The 18113-nt window shown below is 71.4% G+C and carries 19 protein-coding genes; 2 read left to right on the top strand and 17 right to left on the bottom strand.

What is annotated here, in order from left to right; translation table 11 throughout:
* Nucleotides 1-2: 2 nt before the first annotated feature.
* From AB0958_RS14585 to AB0958_RS14560, 6 genes are all read right to left on the bottom strand, one after another.
* The gene (locus AB0958_RS14585) at nucleotides 3-2006 is read right to left on the bottom strand and encodes an AAA family ATPase (protein ID WP_366890754.1); all 2004 of its coding nucleotides are present in this window, start codon (nucleotides 2004-2006) and stop codon (nucleotides 3-5) included.
* Nucleotides 2007-2067: 61 nt separating this feature from the next.
* Complete coding sequence (locus AB0958_RS14580; protein ID WP_366890753.1) at nucleotides 2068-2688, bottom strand: TetR family transcriptional regulator; 621 nt, start codon at nucleotides 2686-2688, stop codon at nucleotides 2068-2070.
* A gap of 25 nt (nucleotides 2689-2713) precedes the next feature.
* Nucleotides 2714-4876, bottom strand: a complete 2163-nt coding sequence (locus tag AB0958_RS14575) for an aminoglycoside phosphotransferase family protein (protein ID WP_366890785.1) — start codon at nucleotides 4874-4876, stop codon at nucleotides 2714-2716.
* 311 nt (nucleotides 4877-5187) lie between these two features.
* The gene (locus AB0958_RS14570; protein ID WP_366890752.1) at nucleotides 5188-6060 is read right to left on the bottom strand and encodes a winged helix-turn-helix domain-containing protein; all 873 of its coding nucleotides are present in this window, start codon (nucleotides 6058-6060) and stop codon (nucleotides 5188-5190) included.
* 312 nt (nucleotides 6061-6372) lie between these two features.
* A complete protein-coding gene (locus AB0958_RS14565) occupies nucleotides 6373-7086 on the bottom strand; it encodes an HAD-IA family hydrolase (protein ID WP_366890751.1) in 714 nt (237 codons plus the stop codon).
* A gap of 29 nt (nucleotides 7087-7115) precedes the next feature.
* Complete coding sequence (locus tag AB0958_RS14560; protein WP_366890750.1) at nucleotides 7116-7988, bottom strand: GntR family transcriptional regulator; 873 nt, start codon at nucleotides 7986-7988, stop codon at nucleotides 7116-7118.
* A gap of 142 nt (nucleotides 7989-8130) precedes the next feature.
* Here AB0958_RS14560 and AB0958_RS14555 point away from each other — a divergent pair, with 142 nt between their 5' ends.
* The gene (locus tag AB0958_RS14555; protein WP_366890749.1) at nucleotides 8131-8322 is read left to right on the top strand and encodes a hypothetical protein; all 192 of its coding nucleotides are present in this window, start codon (nucleotides 8131-8133) and stop codon (nucleotides 8320-8322) included.
* A gap of 3 nt (nucleotides 8323-8325) precedes the next feature.
* On the opposite strand, the gene AB0958_RS14550 is transcribed toward AB0958_RS14555, so the two are convergent.
* From AB0958_RS14550 to AB0958_RS14540, 3 genes are all read right to left on the bottom strand, one after another.
* Nucleotides 8326-9240, bottom strand: a complete 915-nt coding sequence (locus AB0958_RS14550; protein WP_366890748.1) for a winged helix-turn-helix domain-containing protein — start codon at nucleotides 9238-9240, stop codon at nucleotides 8326-8328.
* Between the two features lie 356 nt (nucleotides 9241-9596).
* Entirely contained in the window at nucleotides 9597-10841 is a 1245-nt protein-coding gene (locus AB0958_RS14545; protein WP_366890747.1) for a GNAT family N-acetyltransferase, read from the bottom strand.
* A gap of 153 nt (nucleotides 10842-10994) precedes the next feature.
* A complete protein-coding gene (locus AB0958_RS14540) occupies nucleotides 10995-11588 on the bottom strand; it encodes an aerial mycelium formation protein (protein WP_366890746.1) in 594 nt (197 codons plus the stop codon).
* Nucleotides 11589-11745: 157 nt separating this feature from the next.
* On the opposite strand from AB0958_RS14540, the gene dtd reads away from it, so the two are divergent.
* Complete coding sequence (gene dtd / locus AB0958_RS14535; RefSeq protein WP_366890745.1) at nucleotides 11746-12171, top strand: D-aminoacyl-tRNA deacylase; 426 nt, start codon at nucleotides 11746-11748, stop codon at nucleotides 12169-12171.
* Nucleotides 12172-12192: 21 nt separating this feature from the next.
* On the opposite strand, the gene AB0958_RS14530 is transcribed toward dtd, so the two are convergent.
* The 8 genes from AB0958_RS14530 to AB0958_RS14495 all read right to left on the bottom strand — a co-directional run bounded on the left by AB0958_RS14530 (nucleotide 12193) and on the right by AB0958_RS14495 (nucleotide 18082).
* The gene (locus tag AB0958_RS14530) at nucleotides 12193-13158 is read right to left on the bottom strand and encodes a folate-binding protein (protein WP_366890744.1); all 966 of its coding nucleotides are present in this window, start codon (nucleotides 13156-13158) and stop codon (nucleotides 12193-12195) included.
* A gap of 10 nt (nucleotides 13159-13168) precedes the next feature.
* Nucleotides 13169-13630, bottom strand: coding sequence for a transcriptional repressor (locus tag AB0958_RS14525; protein ID WP_366890743.1), 462 nt, complete (start codon nucleotides 13628-13630; stop codon nucleotides 13169-13171).
* Nucleotides 13631-13664: 34 nt separating this feature from the next.
* Entirely contained in the window at nucleotides 13665-14240 is a 576-nt protein-coding gene (locus AB0958_RS14520) for an FABP family protein (protein ID WP_132892078.1), read from the bottom strand.
* A 217-nt stretch (nucleotides 14241-14457) separates the two neighbouring features.
* On the bottom strand, nucleotides 14458-15459 hold the full coding sequence (locus AB0958_RS14515) for a hypothetical protein (RefSeq protein ID WP_366890742.1): 1002 nt from the start codon (nucleotides 15457-15459) through the stop codon (nucleotides 14458-14460).
* A complete protein-coding gene (locus AB0958_RS14510) occupies nucleotides 15456-16391 on the bottom strand; it encodes a hypothetical protein (protein WP_366890741.1) in 936 nt (311 codons plus the stop codon). The genes AB0958_RS14515 and AB0958_RS14510 overlap by 4 nt, the downstream gene beginning before the upstream one ends.
* A complete protein-coding gene (locus AB0958_RS14505; RefSeq protein WP_366890740.1) occupies nucleotides 16388-17143 on the bottom strand; it encodes a hypothetical protein in 756 nt (251 codons plus the stop codon). The genes AB0958_RS14510 and AB0958_RS14505 overlap by 4 nt, the downstream gene beginning before the upstream one ends.
* A 97-nt stretch (nucleotides 17144-17240) precedes the next feature.
* Nucleotides 17241-17600 carry a DoxX family protein gene (locus AB0958_RS14500; protein WP_366890739.1) on the bottom strand — a complete coding sequence of 120 codons (360 nt, stop codon included), beginning with the start codon at nucleotides 17598-17600 and terminating at the stop codon, nucleotides 17241-17243.
* The gene (locus AB0958_RS14495) at nucleotides 17597-18082 is read right to left on the bottom strand and encodes a cupin domain-containing protein (RefSeq protein ID WP_366890738.1); all 486 of its coding nucleotides are present in this window, start codon (nucleotides 18080-18082) and stop codon (nucleotides 17597-17599) included. Before AB0958_RS14495 ends, AB0958_RS14500 begins: the two co-directional genes overlap by 4 nt.
* Between the last annotated feature and the right edge of the window lie 31 nt (nucleotides 18083-18113).

Genomic DNA, 18113 nt, shown 5'->3' with positions numbered 1-18113 from the left:
TTTCAGAAGGGCAGCGGTCTCGCGTGGACCACGTCCAGGCGGGAGACCGCGCGGGTCAGGACCACGTACAGCCGGTGCAGCCCGCGGTCCTCCCCCTCCGCCACCGCCGCCGGTTCCACGGCCACCACGTGGTCGTACTCCAGGCCCTTGGCCAGGCTCGCCGGGACGACGGTCAGCCGGGCGCCGGGGTCGGCCGGGTCCGCCGGGGTGATGCCCTCCGACGTCAGAGCCTCGCGCACGGCGGCCGCCGCCGCGTCCGCCGTGATCACCCCGACCGAACCCTCCCGGGTCAGGGCGTCCCGTACCGCGGTCACCGTCGTCGCGAGCACGTCGTCCGTGGGGCGCAGGGTCAGCTCCCCGTCCGTGCGGAACGACCTGGCCTCCGGGACGTCCGTGCCGAGCCGCCGCAGCAGCCGGTTCGTGAGGTCCACGACCGCCGCCGGGACGCGGAAGCCCGTGGTGAGCGGGACCACCCTCGCGTCCGGCTTGCCCAGGTGGTGCAGCACGGTGTCCCAGCTCCGCGCCGCCCAGGGGGTCGTGGCCTGGGCCAGGTCGCCGAGGACGGTGAGGGAGCCGAAGGCGGCCCGGCGGGCGATCGCCCGGCACTCCATGGGAGACAGGTCCTGGGCCTCGTCGACGACGATGTGGCCGTACCCCTCGGGGTGATCCATGAGTCCGGCGACCTCGTCGAGGAGGACCAGGTCGGCGGCCGACCAGCGGGCGGACCGGTACGAGCGCGGCGGCCGGGGCCGGTGGAGGTGCCGCTGTTCGGCGGTGGTGAACAGCCCTTCGGCGGCGCGGGCCAGCACCGCCGCGTCCGAGAGGAGCCCGGCCACCACCTCCTCCGGCCGGACCTTCGGCCAGACCGTGTCGAGGTAGGCGCTCATGGCCCGGGAGCGTTCCAGACGCCGGGTCCAGGTGGCCGGCTGCGGTCCCGCCCGGCGTTCGGCCAGCAGCTGTACGGCCCGCATCGCACGCCCCCTGACCCGCTCGCGGCCGACGGCGTACGGCGGTTCCTCGTCCCGTACCCCCTCGACGATCCGGGCCAGCGTCTCGGCGGCCACCCGCCAGGTGTAGGTGCCGTCCGAGAGCGACAACGGGGCGATGCCGTCGGTGGAGACGTACGCGTACACGGCGCGGCGCAGGACCTCGGCCATCCGGGGGTCGTGCTTGAGCGCGGCGGTGCGGTCGGGGTCGGTTGCGGTGGCCGGGTGGCGGGCGATCTCCTCGCCGAGGGTGGTCTGGCGGACGCCGGTCTCGCCCAGGGCGGGCAGCACCTCGGCGATGTAGGAGAGGAAGGTCCGGTTGGGGCCGAGGATGAGCAGGCCGGAGCGGCGGACGCGCTGGGGGTGGGTGTAGAGGAGGTAGGCGGCCCGGTGCAGGCCGACGGCGGTCTTGCCGGTGCCCGGGGCGCCCTGGACGCAGACGGAGTCGGCGAGGTCGGCGCGTACCAGGTCGTCCTGGTCGGGCTGGATGGTGGCGGCGATGTCGCGCATGGGGCCGACGCGGGGGCGTTCGATCTCCCGGGTGAGGAGGGTGCCGGTGCCCGACTCGCCCTTGCCGAGGCGTTCGTCCTCCATCCCGGTGAGATCGGCGGAGTCGCCGCGGCTGCCGGGGGCCCAGCCGAACCGGCGCCGTACCGCGACGCCCTGCGGGTCGTCGGGGCCGGCCTGGTAGAAGGCGCGGGAGACGGGGGCGCGCCAGTCGACGACGAGGGGCGGGACGGTCGGTTCCTCGCTGATCCGCAGCCGGCCGATGCGATAGCTCTGCCCGGCGTGCTCGCCCGCCTCGAAGTCGAGCTTGCCGAAGAACAGCGGGCCCTCGGGCAGCTCGCGCATCTCCTTGGCCCGGCTGCGCAGCCGGTACCCGAGCACCTCGGCGTCGGCGCCGGACGCGGAGACGTCCTCGCCGGTCACGACGTGCTCGGCGGCGCCCTCGACCATCCGGGCGAGGGCGGCTCGGCAGGTGTCGTGGTAGGCGCGTTCGCGGTCGAGTTCCTCCTGCATGGGAACAGCGTAGACGAGGAAACGTGACCGGGTTACATTTTTAACCGTGACTCAGCAGGGTTCATTCGTCGCCCGCCAGCGCCCGCTCCAGCCGCGCGAACGCCCGCTCCGCCGCCCCGACCGCGTCCTCCCGCACGTCCTCCACCCGCTCCCCCGCCGCGATCCGCCGCCAGTTGTCCTGCGCGAGGATCCGCTGTACGGCGATGATCTGACCGGCGGCCAGCCGGGCGTCCAGGGTGCCGCCGAGGGCCTCGGCGAGCGCCGCCTCGGAACGCTCCAGGTAGGCGTGCTGGCGGGCGACGAGGGTGGCGGTGCTGTTGAGGAGGGTGTGGAAGGCGAGCACCTGGGGGTGGTCGTTGAGGCCGGTCACCGGGTCGTTGTGGGCGAGACCGGAGAGGAAGCGGTCGCGCAGGACGCCGACCGGCGACCGGGCGCCGTCCCGGGAGGCTTCCGCGACCAGCCGGGCGGCCTCCGTCTCGTGGTCGGCGATCCGGTGCAGGACCAGGTCCTCCTTGGCGGGGAAGTACCGGAACAGCGTCGGTTTGGAGATCCCGGCGGCGGCGGCCACCTCGGCGACCGACACGGCGTCGAACCCCTTCGCCAGGAACAGCCGCACCGCGACGTCCGACACGTCCTCGTACATGCGCCGCTTCTTCAGCTCCCGCAGGCCCATCTCACCCATGGGACGAGCCTACGCAGGGCGCGCGTCAGGCCAGCGCACGAGCGAGATGGGGGTTCGCCGTCGCCCGGACGGAAAGGCCCATGGAGCCGGTGGCCGCCGTCAGGGTCATGGCGTACGAGTCCACGGCCCGGCGGACGTTCGGCGCGTCCAGGCTCGCCCCGGTGACCAGGCGGTCCAGGTCGACGTAGGCGGAGCGGATGATCTCGATCCAGCGGTACACCCGCCAGTCACGTTGCCAGTCACCGGTGAACTCGGAGTCCAGGCCGCGCTCCCAGCGGCGGAACATCCGGTCCCTGATCTCCGGCCGGGTCGGGGTCAGATGCATGTGCCGCACCAGGTCGTACAGCGGATCGCCGACCAGGGCCATCTCCCAGTCGATGACGGTCAGCGCGAACCGGTCGTCGCGGCGCACCAGGTTCCAGGGGTTGAGGTCGCCGTGCAGCAGGGCCGGGGCCCGACGGCTGACCTGGTGCCGGGCGAGGATCTCGCGCAACCGGGCGGCGCCGGGAAGCCCCAGGAAGCGGACCAGTTGCTGGGACTCCTTGGGAAGGCCCGCGACCAGGGCGACGAGCTGCTCGCTCAGCCAGCTGTAGAAGTCGGGCTCGCCCCCGGCCGGGTCGAGCTGGGTGTGGCCCACCCGGGTGAGCGCGGCCAGCTGGTCGACCAGACCGTCGGCCTCCTGCGGGAGGAGACCGTGCACCGGGTGGTCGGGTTTGCGGCCGGTGTCCGCCGGTCCCTCGTAGGTGTGGATGGCGAACCGGTCCCGGGAGTACGCGAAGCGGTACTGGGAATGGCTCTCCCCCAGCGCCAGGACGCGCGGCGCGGCCACCGCGACCCCGGAACGCTCGATCGCCCGCAGTACCGCGTGCTCACTGAGGTAGCTGCGCTCGCGCCGGCGCACGTGCGGCACCTTGCGGCGGATCACCACGGGGAAGTCGATGCCCGGCACCCGGACCACCGAGTTGAGGTGCGCGGTGCCCTTGAACACGTGGTGGGCCGGCGCGGTGCCCTCGAGGGACAGGGCCGCGTGCACCGCGGAGTGCGGGAACTCGGGGTGCTCCGGCACCCGCCGGTCCGGCCGCCAGCCCATGACCCCGCCGATCCGGCCGCGCCGGGCAGCCCCGCCGACCGGGGCGGAGGCGGCCCAGCGGAACAGGATGTGCTCGATCTCCCGGTCGCCCGGCAGCGTGCTCAACCGCAGCGGTTCGGCGGCCGCCTCCAGCGCGCCGCGGATCGCCGCCGTCGCCTGCCGGAGGTTCTCCTCGTCGAAGGACTCCAGTGACTTCGCGGCGCGCATGACGTCCGGGTAGACCGACTGCGCCCGCTCGAAGTCCAGGTAGTGCCGGAGGTCCTTGGTCACGCCGTGGGTGGCGGCCGGCCGCACCGGGCGCACCGCGGTCACCCACGCCCCGACGACCTCGTCCCACTGCTGTTTCGGGTACCGCATCCGCACCAGGTGGATCGCCAGGTCGTGCAGGGGGTCACCGAAGGTGGCCAGCTCCCAGTCGACGCAGGTGAGGGGCGGGCCGCCGGCCGACGAGGTGATCAGGTTGTCGCGGTGCAGGTCGGCGTGGAGGAGGCCGAACGGGCGCCTGGTCAGGGCCGGGACCCGGTCGGCGAAGCGGAGCAGGGCGTCCTCCGGGATCCCCAGGGCGGCGAACAGCCAGCCGAACTCCGCCCCGTTGGCCTGCCGGATCTGGACGTCCGCCGTCCTGGCCAGCGTCCGCAGGAAGCCCTGGCTGTCCGTGTGGTTCCGCGGCCACGTCGACGGCAGCGCCGGCAGCGCCGTACCGCGCACCTGGGTCATCCGGGCGAACAGTCCCGCCAGGTCCTTCACGAGGAGGGAGTCGACCGGCTTGCCGTTCTCGCAGACGCTGGAGAGCGGGACTCCTTCCACATAGCTGTGGATGGTGAAGCGATTCCCCTCGAAGAGGCACTCGGGCACGTTGGGCAGCACACCCTTGATCGCCCGCAGGACGCGTGCCTCGTCGGGCCAGGTCCGGATCACCACGGGCAGGGCGTCGGTCCTGCGGACGCGGACGGTCACCGCGGTCCCGGGCTCCTGCCTCAGCAGCCGGGCCATCGGCTCGGTCAGGGGGAGGACGTAGTTCTGGTTGTGGTAGCCGCTGCTCGCCAGACCCCATTGCGCGGCATGCCCCAGGAACGCCTCGTACTCTTCGTCCGGCAGAGGCCGGCCGGCGTCTCTCCCGGTGGGGCCGGCAGGGACAGACGGTGCACCCACTGGTCGCTCCGGGTGGTACGCGCGCGTTCATCGCGGGGATCGGGCAGGGAAACGGTATTACCGGGTGACGCACGACACGACTGGAGAGGTGATGGAGTGACTCCTGCGAGTGAAGGTTCGCTCGCCCGTACGGTCATCCATCGGTGCGGTCGTCCGAGACTGGCTCTGTTTGCCATCCCTATACGCACGCAACCGAGCGGTTGCTCACATGGATCGGCACTTTAGCGCAGCGCAACCCCCTCCGGATCACACGGACGTCACGGCTGGAAGGCGAGCAGCTCCCAGACCGACTCGAACCATCTGGTCGCGTTGTCCACGAAGGCCGAACCGGCCGAGTCCGGATCCGCGTCCCGGACATGGTGCGTGAGGGTCGCCCCGAGCCCCAGCACGTCCACGGCCTCCACCTCGCTGCCGTCCTCCAGGATCACCGTACGCGGGATCGGCTCGTAGAAGCCGTGCAGGACCTCGTCGTGGTTGATGATGTAGAGCTTGAAGGTCGGAGTGAGTTCGGCCCGGCGGATCTGCAGGTCGACGTCCCCCACCAGCTTCTCGGTGCGGAGCTGCTCCAGAACCGTACGCAGGGATTCGGTGTGCGCCCGGGTGATGGCGTGCAGCCGCCGTGACAGGCGTGGATCGTCCCGGTCGCTCTTGTTCCGCGGGTACGGCATGGCCAGCGTGTCGGCCGGAAGGATCATGCGCAGGGTGATCCGCGAGGGTGCGATGATGCGGGCCCGGATCCGCTCGGCCTGGACGCGGATGTGGGCGTCCAGGCTCTCCGAGGTCAACGTCGCGATGTCCAGGGCGACTTCCTTGCGCTCGAAGGCCTCGCCGATGAGCGGTCCCAGTGTCATCGGGTGGCGGGAGCGGGTGGCCCGGGGCGCGGAGGACTGGATGTGCTGGCGCCGTACGACCCGGGACCCCTTGCCCTGCCGGGACTCGATCCAGCCCTCGGTGCGCAGGACGCGCAGCGCCCGCTGCACGGTGTCGCGGGAGACCCGGAACTCCGTCGCGAGCGACTCCTGCGACGGCAGGTAGGAGTGCAGCGGATAGGCGCCGTCGGAGAGCCGGAGCCGGAGCTCCTCCGAGACGCGCTGAACCGCACCCCTGCCGTCGTTCGCCCGGTTGGCCATGTCCGGTACGTACCTCTCCGCGCTTCCCGGCAAACGGCTTCGGTCAAGCAAGCAGTCAGGCAACCGCCCTGGTTACTGGATCTAGTTGACTGGGAATTCTCGCCGTAAGCAGTCAACTTCTCAGTCAACTGGTCGACTTGTCCGGTTGACCGGTTTCCTTGATGCGAGGGAGGTGGAAGGCCGTGACCGTCCACGTGCTCGGTGTCGACGTGCAGCTCGATCTCAGTCAACTTGTCTTCTGTGCCGCGGGTTTACTGGCGTCCCTGACGGCATGGGTGCGCAGGCGGCGACAGCGGGCGCGGGACGTGTCGGCTACGGTCGCAGCAGGGCCAGCAGGGGTTTCAGGGAGTCGACGACGCGGGTTGCGCCCGCCTCGGTCAGGAGCTTGGCCTTCCGTTCGTTACGCGCGTAGCCGAGGAACGGGACCCCGGCGCCGCGTGCCGCCTCCAGGTCCGTGGGCGAGTCGCCGATCATCAGGGCCGCGTCGGGGGCGGCGCCCATCGCGCTGAGGGCGCGGTTGAGGCAGTGCGGGTCGGGTTTGAGGCGGTGCAGGTCCCGCGTGCGGCCGTAGATGTGCGGGGCGAAGCAGGCGGTGAGGGCGCGGTCGTCGAGGTAGGCCCGGACCACCCGGGGTGAGTTGTTGGTGGTCACCGCCATCCGCGCGCCCAGCGCTCGCCACGTCTGTATCAGGACGTCCGCGTATGTGGTGGGCATCGCCGTCGACGCTGCCCGCAGCTCCTCCTTCGTGAGGCGCTCCTCCAGCTCGGCCACCAGGTCGCTGCCGGGATGCCGGCGGTCCACGGCGCGCAGCACGAGGTGCGGGTCGAGGGAGTCGCGTTCGGTGTCCGTGACCAGGCCGCGCAGTCCTCGGCTCGCCAGCCACGCCACCAGGCCGTCGGCGACCAGTTCCGCCGAGTGGCCCGCGAACAGGCGGCAGATCGGCCCGTCGAAGTCCCACAGGACGACGCGGGCGCTTCTGATCAGTTCCGTGAGTTCTTCGGTCGCGTTCTCGTTGTCGGCCGTCACCGGTTCAGTCTGCGTCGTATCAGAAGTCACTAGGAGAGTGTCAGGTCCGTGGTGATGGTTTCCCAGAGGGCGTCGAACCACATCTGCGATTGGTCCACGAACGCGGCGTCGCGATGGCCGGATCGTCTCTCGAAGGAGAAGAGGAGGGACTCGGAGCCCACGGCGTCGTACATGTCGAGCATGCCGGCCTCCGTCTGCTCCTCGCGGCGCGTGACCATGTAGTACGCGAAGAGGGCCTCGGTCCCGTTGAGCAGATAGAGCTTGACCGGAGGGGTGAACGGCAGGGCCCGGAAGGTGACGTTCACGTCGATCTTGTGGGTGGAGCGCAGGCCCTGGAGGTTGTACTGGAGGACCTGGCCCTGGGCGTTGCGCATGCCGAGCCAGCGGCTGTGGACGGTGTCGCCGTCGCCCTCGACCGCCGCGGTCGGGAAGGCCAGCTGGATGTCCCGGCTGGGCAGCAGCACGCGGACGTCGATGCGCTCGGGGCGGATCCGGCCCTCGTGGATCATCCGCAGCGGCTCGGCGAGCGCGGGCAGCAGGCTCTGGGCGGTGAGGCAGGCCGCGTCGATGCGGACGTGCGGGGCGGAGAACGCCTCGGTGACGCGGGGCCCGAGGCCCACCATCGTCGGCTGGGGCTCGTCCAGCGCCGGGGACGGCGGCTCGGCGATGCGCGGCGGGCTGCCCTTGCTGACGTTGGTCAGGAGGCCGTCGTCCTGGAGCACCCGCACGGCCTGGCGCACGGCACCGCGCTCCACGCCGAACTCCTCGGCCAGCTCCGCCTGGGTGGGTAGGCGGTCGCCCACCTTGAGGTCGCCCGTGCGGATGCGTTCCCGCAGGGTCCGGGCGATCTCCTGAGGTGTGCTGCCGGTGTTCACTGCCACGTTCTCCTGGGTCACGACCAAACGCTACAACTTTGATCCATCTAGCGGGAGTTGTTTGAAGATTGGTTATAAGTTACTACCAACTGGGGACAACATAGTCAGAGTTGGTTACCAACTTGGTCGAGTTGGTGGAAGCTTGCTTCCCGACGATGGGGGAACCGACATGCCCGCCGCCCTCGCTCTTCTCTCAGCCGTCTTCGTCCTCGGTTTCGAACAGTTCGTCCAGTCGAAGTACGGTGCCACTGGCATTATCGGTCTGCTGCTGCTCACCGTGGGCATCAAGGCCAAGAGCCCGGCGTTCAGCTCCGCCGGCGCGGTCCTGCTCGCCCTGGTGCTCACGGGCCCGGCCCTGTAGGCGTCAGCCCGACAGCTCCAGATCCGAACTGATCGTCTGCCACAGGGCGTCGAACCAGAGCACGGACTGGTCGACGAACGTGGTGTCCCGCAGGCCCGTGCCCCGCTCGAAGGCGAACAGCATCGAGCGGGTGCCCACCGCGTCGTACGTCTCCAGGTGCTCGTGGCCGATCTCCCGTTCGTGGCGCCCCAGCGTGTAGTACGCGAACAGCGCCTCGGCCCCGTTGAGCAGGTACAGCTTGACCGGCGGGGTGAACGGCAGCGCCCGGAAGGTGACGTGCACGTCGATGCCGTGGGTGGCGCGCAGGGCCAGCAGGTTGTGCCGCAGCACCTGGCCCTGCGCGTTGCGCTGGGCCAGCCAGCGGTTGTGCACCGCGTCCTCCGCCGAGGCGTCCACCGCCGTCGGGAACGCGAGGTCGATGCTCCGGCTCGGCAGCAGCACCCGGACGTCGATCTTGGCCGGTTCCAGCAGCCCCGCGTGGATGAAGCGCAACGGCTCGCCGAGGGCGAGGTTGAGGGAGACGGAGGTCAGGCAGAGCGCGTCGATCCGCACGTGCCGGGCCGCGAAGGCCGCCTCTATCCGGGGCGTGAGACCGACCATGGTGGGCAACGGCGGCGCCTCCGGCCCCAGGGGATACTCCACCGTGCCGGTGCCCCTGGCCACGGTCGCCGGGCTGCCCTTCGTCACGTTCGTGAGCAGGTGCTCCGACTGGAGGATGCGCAGGGCCTGCCGGACGGCCCCCCGCTCGACCCCGAACTCGTCGGCCAGCTTGGCCTGCGTGGGCATGCGCTCACCCGGCCGCAGCACCCCGGACCTGATCCGGGTGCGCAGCGCGTCGGCCACCTCGCGGTGTGACGCAAGAGGCCGCTGCGCCCTCTTCCGCCCATTGGCGGAGGCGTGTTCGGGGTCCACAGACAAACGTTACAACTTCCCGCCATCTTTAGGCAGTTCACGGAAAGGTGGTTATGAGTCGCTTCCAAGCGGAGATAAGTACAGTTGAGTTGGTCACCAACTCGTACAACATGGTCCTACTTCCTCGGCGGTTGGCCGATCGGGTTCCCTTCCGGAGGGGAGCCGGGAGCCCGGTCACTCAGGGCGGCCGACGAGGCGCACGACCAGCACAGTCACAACTGAACACCGACAACCGAACACCGCAGGACCCGCACAGCCACAACTTCACAGCTCGCTACGGATGAGCCGCACAGCCACAACTGAACACAGGTCCAACCGAACAAGGTGATTCAGGCACCCGTCGTCGGCAGGAAGGGGAACGACTAGAAGATGTCCGGGCACCACGGCCGCCCGGACGTGCGCAGCAGGGCGTCGGCCTCCCGGGCGGCGCCCACTCGCTGTTCCTGGACCCGGCCGAGCGCGTGCAGGCGCGCCACGGTCTGGTCACCGAGCCAGACGCTCGCCAGGTCGGCGACGTCGAGGGCGAGGTCGGGGGTGTCGGTGGTCGGGGCGCAGGACGCGCCTTCGGGGGAGGCGTCCAGCCGGTACCGGCCGCCGGCCAGCCCCTGCCGGTCCGCCACCGCCAGGACCAGCGACCCCGCCGTGTCGTACGTCCGTGCCTCCAGGGCCCGCACGACGTCCAGGATCCGCACCCACAGCCAGTCCGCCTGGTCGGTGATCCGCGCGGCGCGCGGGTCGGGGAGGTGGTGCGGCAGCAGGTCGTCCGGTGACCGCCGGCCGCTCGTCACCGAGGTGATCCAGTCGATCGAGCACAGGTAGTGCCACAGCGCGCGCTCCGCCGCCGGGGTCGCACCGAGCAGCCAGTTGACCTCCGCGGTGTTGTACGGCTGCTTGTGGTGCCAGGTGTCGTCCGAGGCGTACGACACCATGCCCTCGACCTCGCCGGCCGCGGACCGGTACACCGCGTAGAACGGCTCGGTCCAGTCGTCGCCGAAGCGGACGGCACCGGTCTGCGCCCGCCACCACAGGTCGGTGCGGCTGACCGCGCCCGGTGTGCCGCGGCGGACACGTTCGTGCAGTTCGGGGCCGAGCTTGCGGATGTCCTCGCCGTCGACGAGATCGATCCGGCCGCCGTCCTCGGGGCGCGACCAGCGCGGGTCCAGGCCGCTGCGCGGGACCTCGATCTTCCACTCGGTCAGCGTGGTCGCCGGGCCGAAGCCGTAGCGGCCGTAGATCGGGTACTCCGCGGCGATCAGCGTGGCGACGACGTCCCCGCGCTCCTTCGCCGCGGCGAGGTCCTGGCTCATCATGCGGGTGAGCAGGCCGCGGCGGCGGTGGGTGGGGCTGACCGTCACGTTCGACACGGCGTCGGCGGGGACCGGGGCTCCGCCGACCGCCGTGAGCTCCTGCGCGAAGGAGCGGAACGTGGCCACGCAGCGCGGGCCGTCGAAGGCGCCCAGGAGTCTGCCGGGTACGAACTGGCTGCGGCGGGCTTCGAGTTGGGCTTCCGTGAGGCTGGGTGGGTGCAGGAGGCCGGTCCTCAGCGCACGGTGCCAGTCGGCGAACTCGGGTTCGGTTATGGGGCGGACTTCGACGGAGTCGGTCATGCGTTCACGGTATGGGGACGCCTGGGGTGGTGCCGCATGATTTTCGGGTGCGGCCGCGTGGGGGCTTGTCGCGCAGTTCCCCCGCGCCCCTTCAGGGCGCTCACGCGTCCTCAAGGGCGCTCAGGGCACCCCTGAAGGGGCACCCTGGCCTCCTCACGTCAGTAGGTCGTCGACCTGGGCCTCGCCGTCGCGGTATCGGCGGGTGATCTCGGCGCTCGAACCGTCCGCCGTGCGCTGTAGGTGCTGCCGCCGCCTCGACACCTCCTGTTCGTAGCGGACCAGGCGGCCCATCGCCGTGGTCAGTTCCGGGTCGGTGCGGGCCTGGAGGTCGGAGAGTTCGACCTCGGCCAGCATCTCGGCGGCGAGGCGGCCGTACTCCTCGTTGTGCGGGGTGCCCAGGGTGACGTGGCGGGCCGACTGGCGGTGGCGGGCCGGGGCGTCCGTGAGGATCTCCGGCAGGCGGTCCACCACCGAGGCCGCGCCGGCCGGGGAGCGGCGGGCCAGTTCCGCGCGCAGGATGTCGATACGGCCCTGGAGCAGCCGCCGTACGTAGCTCAGGTCCGCCTCGTCGCGCTGGGCGTCCCGGCGCAGGACGCGCAGCTCGGGCAGGCTCAGGCGGGTCAGGTCGTGCTCCGGCGGCTCCGGGGGCAGCGGGATGCCCTGGCCGCGCTGTGCGGGCGGCCTGGGCAGACTCGGCACGCTCTGCGCGCCCTGCACCTTCAGTCGCCCGGTACTCGGTGTGCTCATACGCCTCTACCGTCCCCTCGACCGGTGTGTGGAAGCATGGTGCCACCCCAACTGGCCGCTATGTGAATGAGTGCCCCCGAACGGCCGTAGATGGGGCCTTAAGGATCAATAATGGACCCCCTGCGGGGGCCGGGTGGACGCCGGGCATGATGGGGGCATGCGAGCGGTGGTTCAGCGGGTGGACGGTGCCAGTGTCGTCGTGGACGGCGAGACGGTGGGCGCGATCGAGGGCGAGGGGCTGTGCGTGCTGGTGGGGGTGACCCACACGGACACGAAGGAGAAGGCGGCCCAACTCGCCAGGAAACTCTGGTCCGTTCGCATGCTGACGGACGAGAAGTCGTGCAGTGACGTCGACGCGCCGCTGCTCGTGATCAGCCAGTTCACGCTGTACGGCGACGCACGCAAGGGGCGGCGGCCGACCTGGAACGCGGCGGCGCCCGGCGAGGTCGCCGAGCCGCTCGTGGAGGAGGTCGTCGCGCAGCTGCGCTCGCTCGGGGCTACCGTGGCGACCGGCCGGTTCGGAGCGCAGATGCGGGTGTCGCTGACGAACGACGGGCCGTTCACCGTCCTGCTGGAGATGTGAGCCCGCCCCGCCCGCCTCGTCCTACGGCTCGACGATCACTTCCTGTGCCGCCGCCGTCTGCCCCGCGACCAGCCGGGCGTCGGCGGGGACGTTGCGCTTGACCAACGCCAGGGCCACCGGGCCGAGTTCGAAGTGGCGTACCGACGTCGTCACGAAGCCGATCTTCCGGCCGTCCTCGCCCTCGTCGGCGACGCGGATCTCGGTGCCGGGCGGCGGCAGATGCACCTCGCTGCCGTCGAGGTGCAGGAAGACCAGGCGGCGCGGCGGCTTGCCGAGGTTCTGCACCCGGGCGACGGTCTCCTGGCCCCGGTAGCAGCCCTTCTGCAGGTGCACGGCGGTACCGATCCAGCCCAGCTCGTGCGGGATGGTGCGGTGGTCGGTCTCGAAGCCGAGCCGGGGCCGGTGGTGCTCGACGCGCAGCGCCTCGTAGGCGAGGAGCCCGGCGGCCGGGCCCGCCTTCGCCGCGAACGGCTCCAGCTCCGCCCGGGGCAGGAAGAGGTCGCGGCCGTACGCCGTCTCGCGGACGACGACCCCGTCCGGGACCTCGGTGATGGAACCGGCCGGGAGGTGGACGACCGCGAAGTCGGCGGTGCGGTCGGCGACCTCGACCCGGTAGAAGAACTTCATCGACTCCAGGTAGGCGATCAGCGCCTCCTGGGTGCCGGGCTCGACGTGGGCCCAGACCGTGGTGCCGTCGTCGACCAGGTACAGCGCGTGCTCGATGTGGCCGTGCGCGGAGAGGATCAGGGCCTCGGTGGCCTCACCGGTGGGCAGCTCGCTGACGTGCTGGGTGAGCAGCAGGTGCAGCCAGCTCAGCCGGTCCTCGCCGGTGACCGCGACGACGCCCCGGTGGGACAGGTCGACGAAACCGGCGCCGTCGGCGAGGGCGCGCTGCTCGCGGAACAGGTCGCCGTAGTGGGCGGCGACGCCTTCGTCCACGCCCTCGGCGGGCACCGCTCCGGGCAGGGACAGCAGGGGGCTCTTCATACGACTAAGCCTACGACTCGGTAATTGAAGTCCGGACGGTCGCGGTCCCGGCCGTCCGCTGTACGCAGTCCGTGCAGCGCCCGAAGATCGCGAAGTGCTTCATGTCCGTCTCGAAGCCGAACTCCCGCCGCAGCTTGGCGGTGAACTCGGCGGCCACGGCCACGTCCGCCTCGATCACGTTCTCGCAGTCACGGCAGACCAGGTGGATGTGGTGGTGCCGGTCGGCGAGGTGGTACGTCGGCGCCCCGTGCCCCAGATGGGCATGGCTGACCAGCCCCAGCTCCTCCAGGAGCTCCAGGGTCCGGTAGACCGTGGAGATGTTGACCCCCGACGCGGTCTTCCGCACCTCGCCGAGGATGTCGTCGGGGGTCGCGTGCTCAAGGGTGTCCACGGCTTCGAGCACGAGTTGCCGCTGCGGCGTCAGCCGGTAGCCGCGCTGCCTTAGGTCGCTCTTCCAGTCGGTGCTCACCACACCGAAAGTCTAGAACTACTTCCGAATTCCAGGACTACTTGAAGAACGCGATGCCGTCGTCCGGCATGTCGTCGGGGAGGGCCTTGGCCCAGCGCTCGACGTCCTCCGGGGTGACGACCTTCTTCAGGTGGGCCGACATGTAGGGGCGGAGTTCGACCTCGGGGGTCTGCTTCTCGCCGACCCACATCAGGTCGCTCTTGACGTAGCCGTACAGGCGCTTGCCGCCGGTGTAGGGCGCGGAGGCCGCGGTGCGGGCCACGGCGTCCGTCACGAGGTCGATCTGCGGCTTCTTGTCGGCCATCTCGCCGTACCAGATCTCGATCACGCCGTCGTCGCGGGTCATCGTGACCTCGACCCTGCGGTCCGCGTCGATGCGCCAGAAGCCGTGCTCCGTCTCCAGCGGGCGGACCTTGTTCCCGTCGTTGTCCAGCACCCAGGTCTGGGAGTGGTACTCCAGGAAGTCCCGGCCGTCGTGGCCGAAGGTGACCTCCTGGCCGAAGTTGCACTTCTCCGAGCCAGGGAAGTCGTGGACGCCCGCGCCGGCCCAGCTGCCCAGCAGGAAGGCGAGCGGGACCAGGTCCTTGTGCAGGTCGGACGGAATCTCGATCATGTCGGCGGTTTCCTAGACGGGTTCCTGGACGGGGTGGTTCAGCGCTGGCCCTGGTACAGCTTCTTCACGGTCAGTCCGGCGAAGGCGATGACGCCGACGCAGACCAGGACCAGCAGGGTTTCGAAGAAGATCTCCACGGGTGCTCCTTGAGCGAGGGTGGGCGTACACAGAGCCGGGGCCCAGCTTACGCGGCCGGGCCCCGGGGCTCTTGGCGAGGTCAGCTCAGCAGCTCGCCCTGGAGGGTGACGGTCTGCTCGAAGGGAACGGCGAGCGCGCTGCCCTTGCGGGACTGGACGACCAGGGCGACGGTGTCACCCGCGGTCAGGTACGCCTCCCGCACCTCCTCGGCGCCGTACGGCTTGGTCTCGCGGATCGGGGCGGTGTGCACCCGGTCGAGCTGGGCGGCCACCGGGAAGTCCTGGTCGGGCTCGTACGCGTCGCCGCCCCGCACGGGGTACTTCGGTGCGTCGTAGCTCGTGAAATCGGTGTCGAACGTGTGCTGGGCGATCGCCGCGGTGTCGAACTGGAGCAGGTAGACACGGGTGTGGGTGCCGTCGGCGGTGGTCCAGCCGCGGGCCGCGATGTGCCGCAGGCCGCTGTCGGTGAGCTTCTGGCCCACCTCCGTGCGGTCCGCCGCGTGCGCGAACTCCTGGAGGAACGTCTTCGTCGGCAGCCAGCCGTCGGTGCCCTTGAGCGCCGGGTCCACGGTGGCGCCCCGCGGCGCGGGCAGTACGAGTTTCCGCAGGTCGGCGTAGTGGGCGCCGGTCTCGTTGCGGGCGTCGTCGTTCGGTCCCGGGCTGCCGGCCGGCAGCGGCGGCTTCACCAGTGTGGGGTAGTCCCAGCGGCCGTCGGAGTGGGTGGCGAGGCCAGGGACGTCGGTCCGGTCCAGCAGGGACACGCCGTACGCCGTCCCGGACCCGGCGACGGCGAAAACGGCGACCGCGGCGGCCCAGCGCAGCGCGGCCCGCAGCCGCCGCCGGTCCTTCCGCGGCGCGACGGGCGACAGCGGGGGCTCGGGCACCAGCGGGGGCTCGGGCGGGAGCGGGGGCTCGGGCGCCAGCGGGGGCTCGGGCGGGAGCGAGGGCTCGGGCGCCAGCGGGGGCTCGGGCGGGAGCGAGGGCTCGGGCGCCAGCGGGGGCTCGGGCGGGAGCGGGGGTGCCGCCGGCACCGGGATCTCCTCCGCCGCCGGTGTCGCCTGCGCCGGCTCGTTGACGGTCATACCGATGCTCCCGGGTCCTTGATGCGGTCGAGCTGGGCGCGGAGCATGTCCGCGACGCTCCCCTTGTTCAGCGGCTTGGCCGCGGTGGCCGTGGCGGTGACCAGGACGTCGCCGACGTAGCCGTCGCAGAACATCAGGTCGAGCGTCTCCGCCGAGCCGGACGCCACCAGGAAGCACGCGGTCGAGTTCTCGTACCCCTTGATCGCGGGGCCCTTGCGCAGCACCTTCAGCGCGCCGAGGTACCCGTTCTGCCGCTGGGCCAGGGAGCGGGCCGTACCGCGGCTGCCCAGCTGCGCCAGCACGATCCGCATGGTGTACGTGTTGGCGTACGGCACCTCCGTGTTCACGTAGCTGCGCATCGCCATGCCCTTGACCGGGGTCCGGTCGAACTGCCGCTGCATGGCCCGCTGCTGGGAGCGCGGCAGGTCCTTGATCGACTCGGCGCGCAGCAGGTCCGCCTCCCGGCCGGACAGCGCGGCGTCCGACCCGAACCGGGTCATGTCCGGGCCGCGCTCGTACGAGTCGCCGTACGGCAGCAGCATCCCGCGCAGCCCGCTGCCCGCGGCCGGCTCGGTCTGCCGGGGCGCCTTCGGCAGGCTCCAGACGGGGGCGCCGGGGTCGCGGTCCGCGTCACGGACGGTGACGACGGTGTACGCGGTCCCCGCGAGAACGGCCGCGACCACCACGCCCACACCGGCGAGAGTGGCCGTGCGACGCCGGTCACGGACCTTCCCACCGGGCGGGGGCACGTCGGCGGGGCCGGCGGGCACGGGGGTGAGCTCAGCGGACCCGGCAGGCGCGGCGGCGGGCTGCGTCGGCTCGGCCGCAGGCGCGGCGGCGGGCTGCGTCGGCTCGGCCGCGGGCACGGCGGCGGGCTGCGTCGGCTCGGCCGCGGGCACGGCGGGCTGCGGGGGTTGCGGGTTGTCGCTCACAGCTGCTCCATCTGCCGCTTCGCCAGATCCATGACCTTCGCCTTCGGGATCGGCTTCGTGTCGTAGATCCAGATCTCCATGGCGATGTCCCCGCGCCACGCGTGCGCCTCCGCCGAGTACACGCTCACGCCGTAGGTCGTGTCGGGCTTGTGGTGCACGTACGCCATGCCGTCGCCGGTGCCGGGTATCGGCCAGCCGTCGGTGGTGTGGTCGTCCGGCGGCTGCGCGTTGTCGTTCCCGGCGCCCGCGTCGTCGGCGGCCTGCGTGCCGCGCTCCGTCTCCCGGTACTGGACCAGCCGGATCTCCGCGGTGTACGTGCCGCCCTCACGCCAGTCGACGACGGCCACCCGGCGGAGCTCGTCCTCCCTGGCCAGCCTGCGGAAGGCGTTGTCCGGGCTCTGGAACTCCTCCGCGTACGCGGCCAGGTCCATCCACCCGTCGCTGCCCACCTCGACCAGCGCCTTGCGGGCCCCGGCGGGCTTGCGCAGCAGCAGGTTGCGCAGGTCGCCGTCGGTCTTCACCTTCCGGTCCTGGGCGGCCGACAGCGGCTCCGGGCCGGCACCCTTGGCCTGCGCGAGGGACGGCTGGGAGAGCGACGGCAGGGCGGTGGGCGCGCGGTCGGCCTGGACGAGATAGCCGACGCAGGCGCCCGCGACGACGCCGAGGACGGCGGCGCCGGCGATCAGGGCCGGAGTGCGGCGCCGTCTTCGGGTCGCGGGCGGGGTGTCGGGTGGCGCTTCTGGTGTCTCCAAGGGGTCCCCCTGTGCGAACGGAGGCGCGGATTCCTTGACCCGCGCTGCACAGGAGACTCATGGCCGGATCACTGAGTTGTACAGCGATTGATCACGATCAGGACACCGGCGTGAGCGTGACGATCGCCGCGGCTGCCACCAGCAGGCTTATGTTCAGGGCGAGTTGCCGATCTCCCATCCGCAAGTGAACCCTGATCGCGCCGAGTTGGAGGAGGACGAACCCGGCGGCGGCGACCGCGGCCAGCCAGGGGGCGATCCCGGTCAGGGGCGGCAGGACCAGGCCGAGCGCGCCGAGCACCTCGATCGCGCCGATCGTCCGCACGGCCGCCATCGGCAGGTCGTCCACCCACGCCATCATCGGCCGCAGCCCCTCGCGGCTCCGCACCGCCTTCAGGCCGCCTCCGTACAGGTAGAAGAGGGCGAGCAGACCGGCCAGGATCCCGTACGCGGCCTTCATGAGGTCACGGGCTCGGTGGCGTACCGGCTCATCACCTCGGCATGCGCCTGCCCGGTCGGCGCCGTACCGGACGCGAACATGTCCCGCAGGTCCCGGAAGTACTGCACGTACAGGTCGGGCGTGAACGTGGTGAGCATGACGGCGGGTTCGTCGGTGACGTTGGCGAAGGTGTGCGGGGCGCCGGGCGGGACCATGACGAGCGTGCCGGCCGGGGCGTCGTAGTCGTCGCCCCCGACCGTGAAGCGCACCGAGCCGGAGATGACGTAGAAGCCCTCGTCGTGCTGCGCGTGGCGGTGCTGCGGCGGCCCCGGGGTGTGCGGTGGGAGCACGGACTCGGCGAGACCGAGGCGGTGGCCGGTGGTGTGGCCGTCCTCCAGGACGCGCATCCGGGTGGTGCCGAGGAGCAGCACCTCACCGTCCTCGGGGCCGACGACGGACACCGTGGGGGTCTCAGCGGGGAGGTTGTGGTCGTGAGTGGTCATGCCTCGATTCCACGGCCGGGGTGGTGCGGCT

Origin of the sequence: Streptomyces sp. NPDC006655 (assembly GCF_040703965.1) — a bacterium.
Lineage (GTDB): Bacteria > Actinomycetota > Actinomycetes > Streptomycetales > Streptomycetaceae > Streptomyces.
This window is presented reverse-complemented; position numbering and strand designations above follow the sequence as displayed.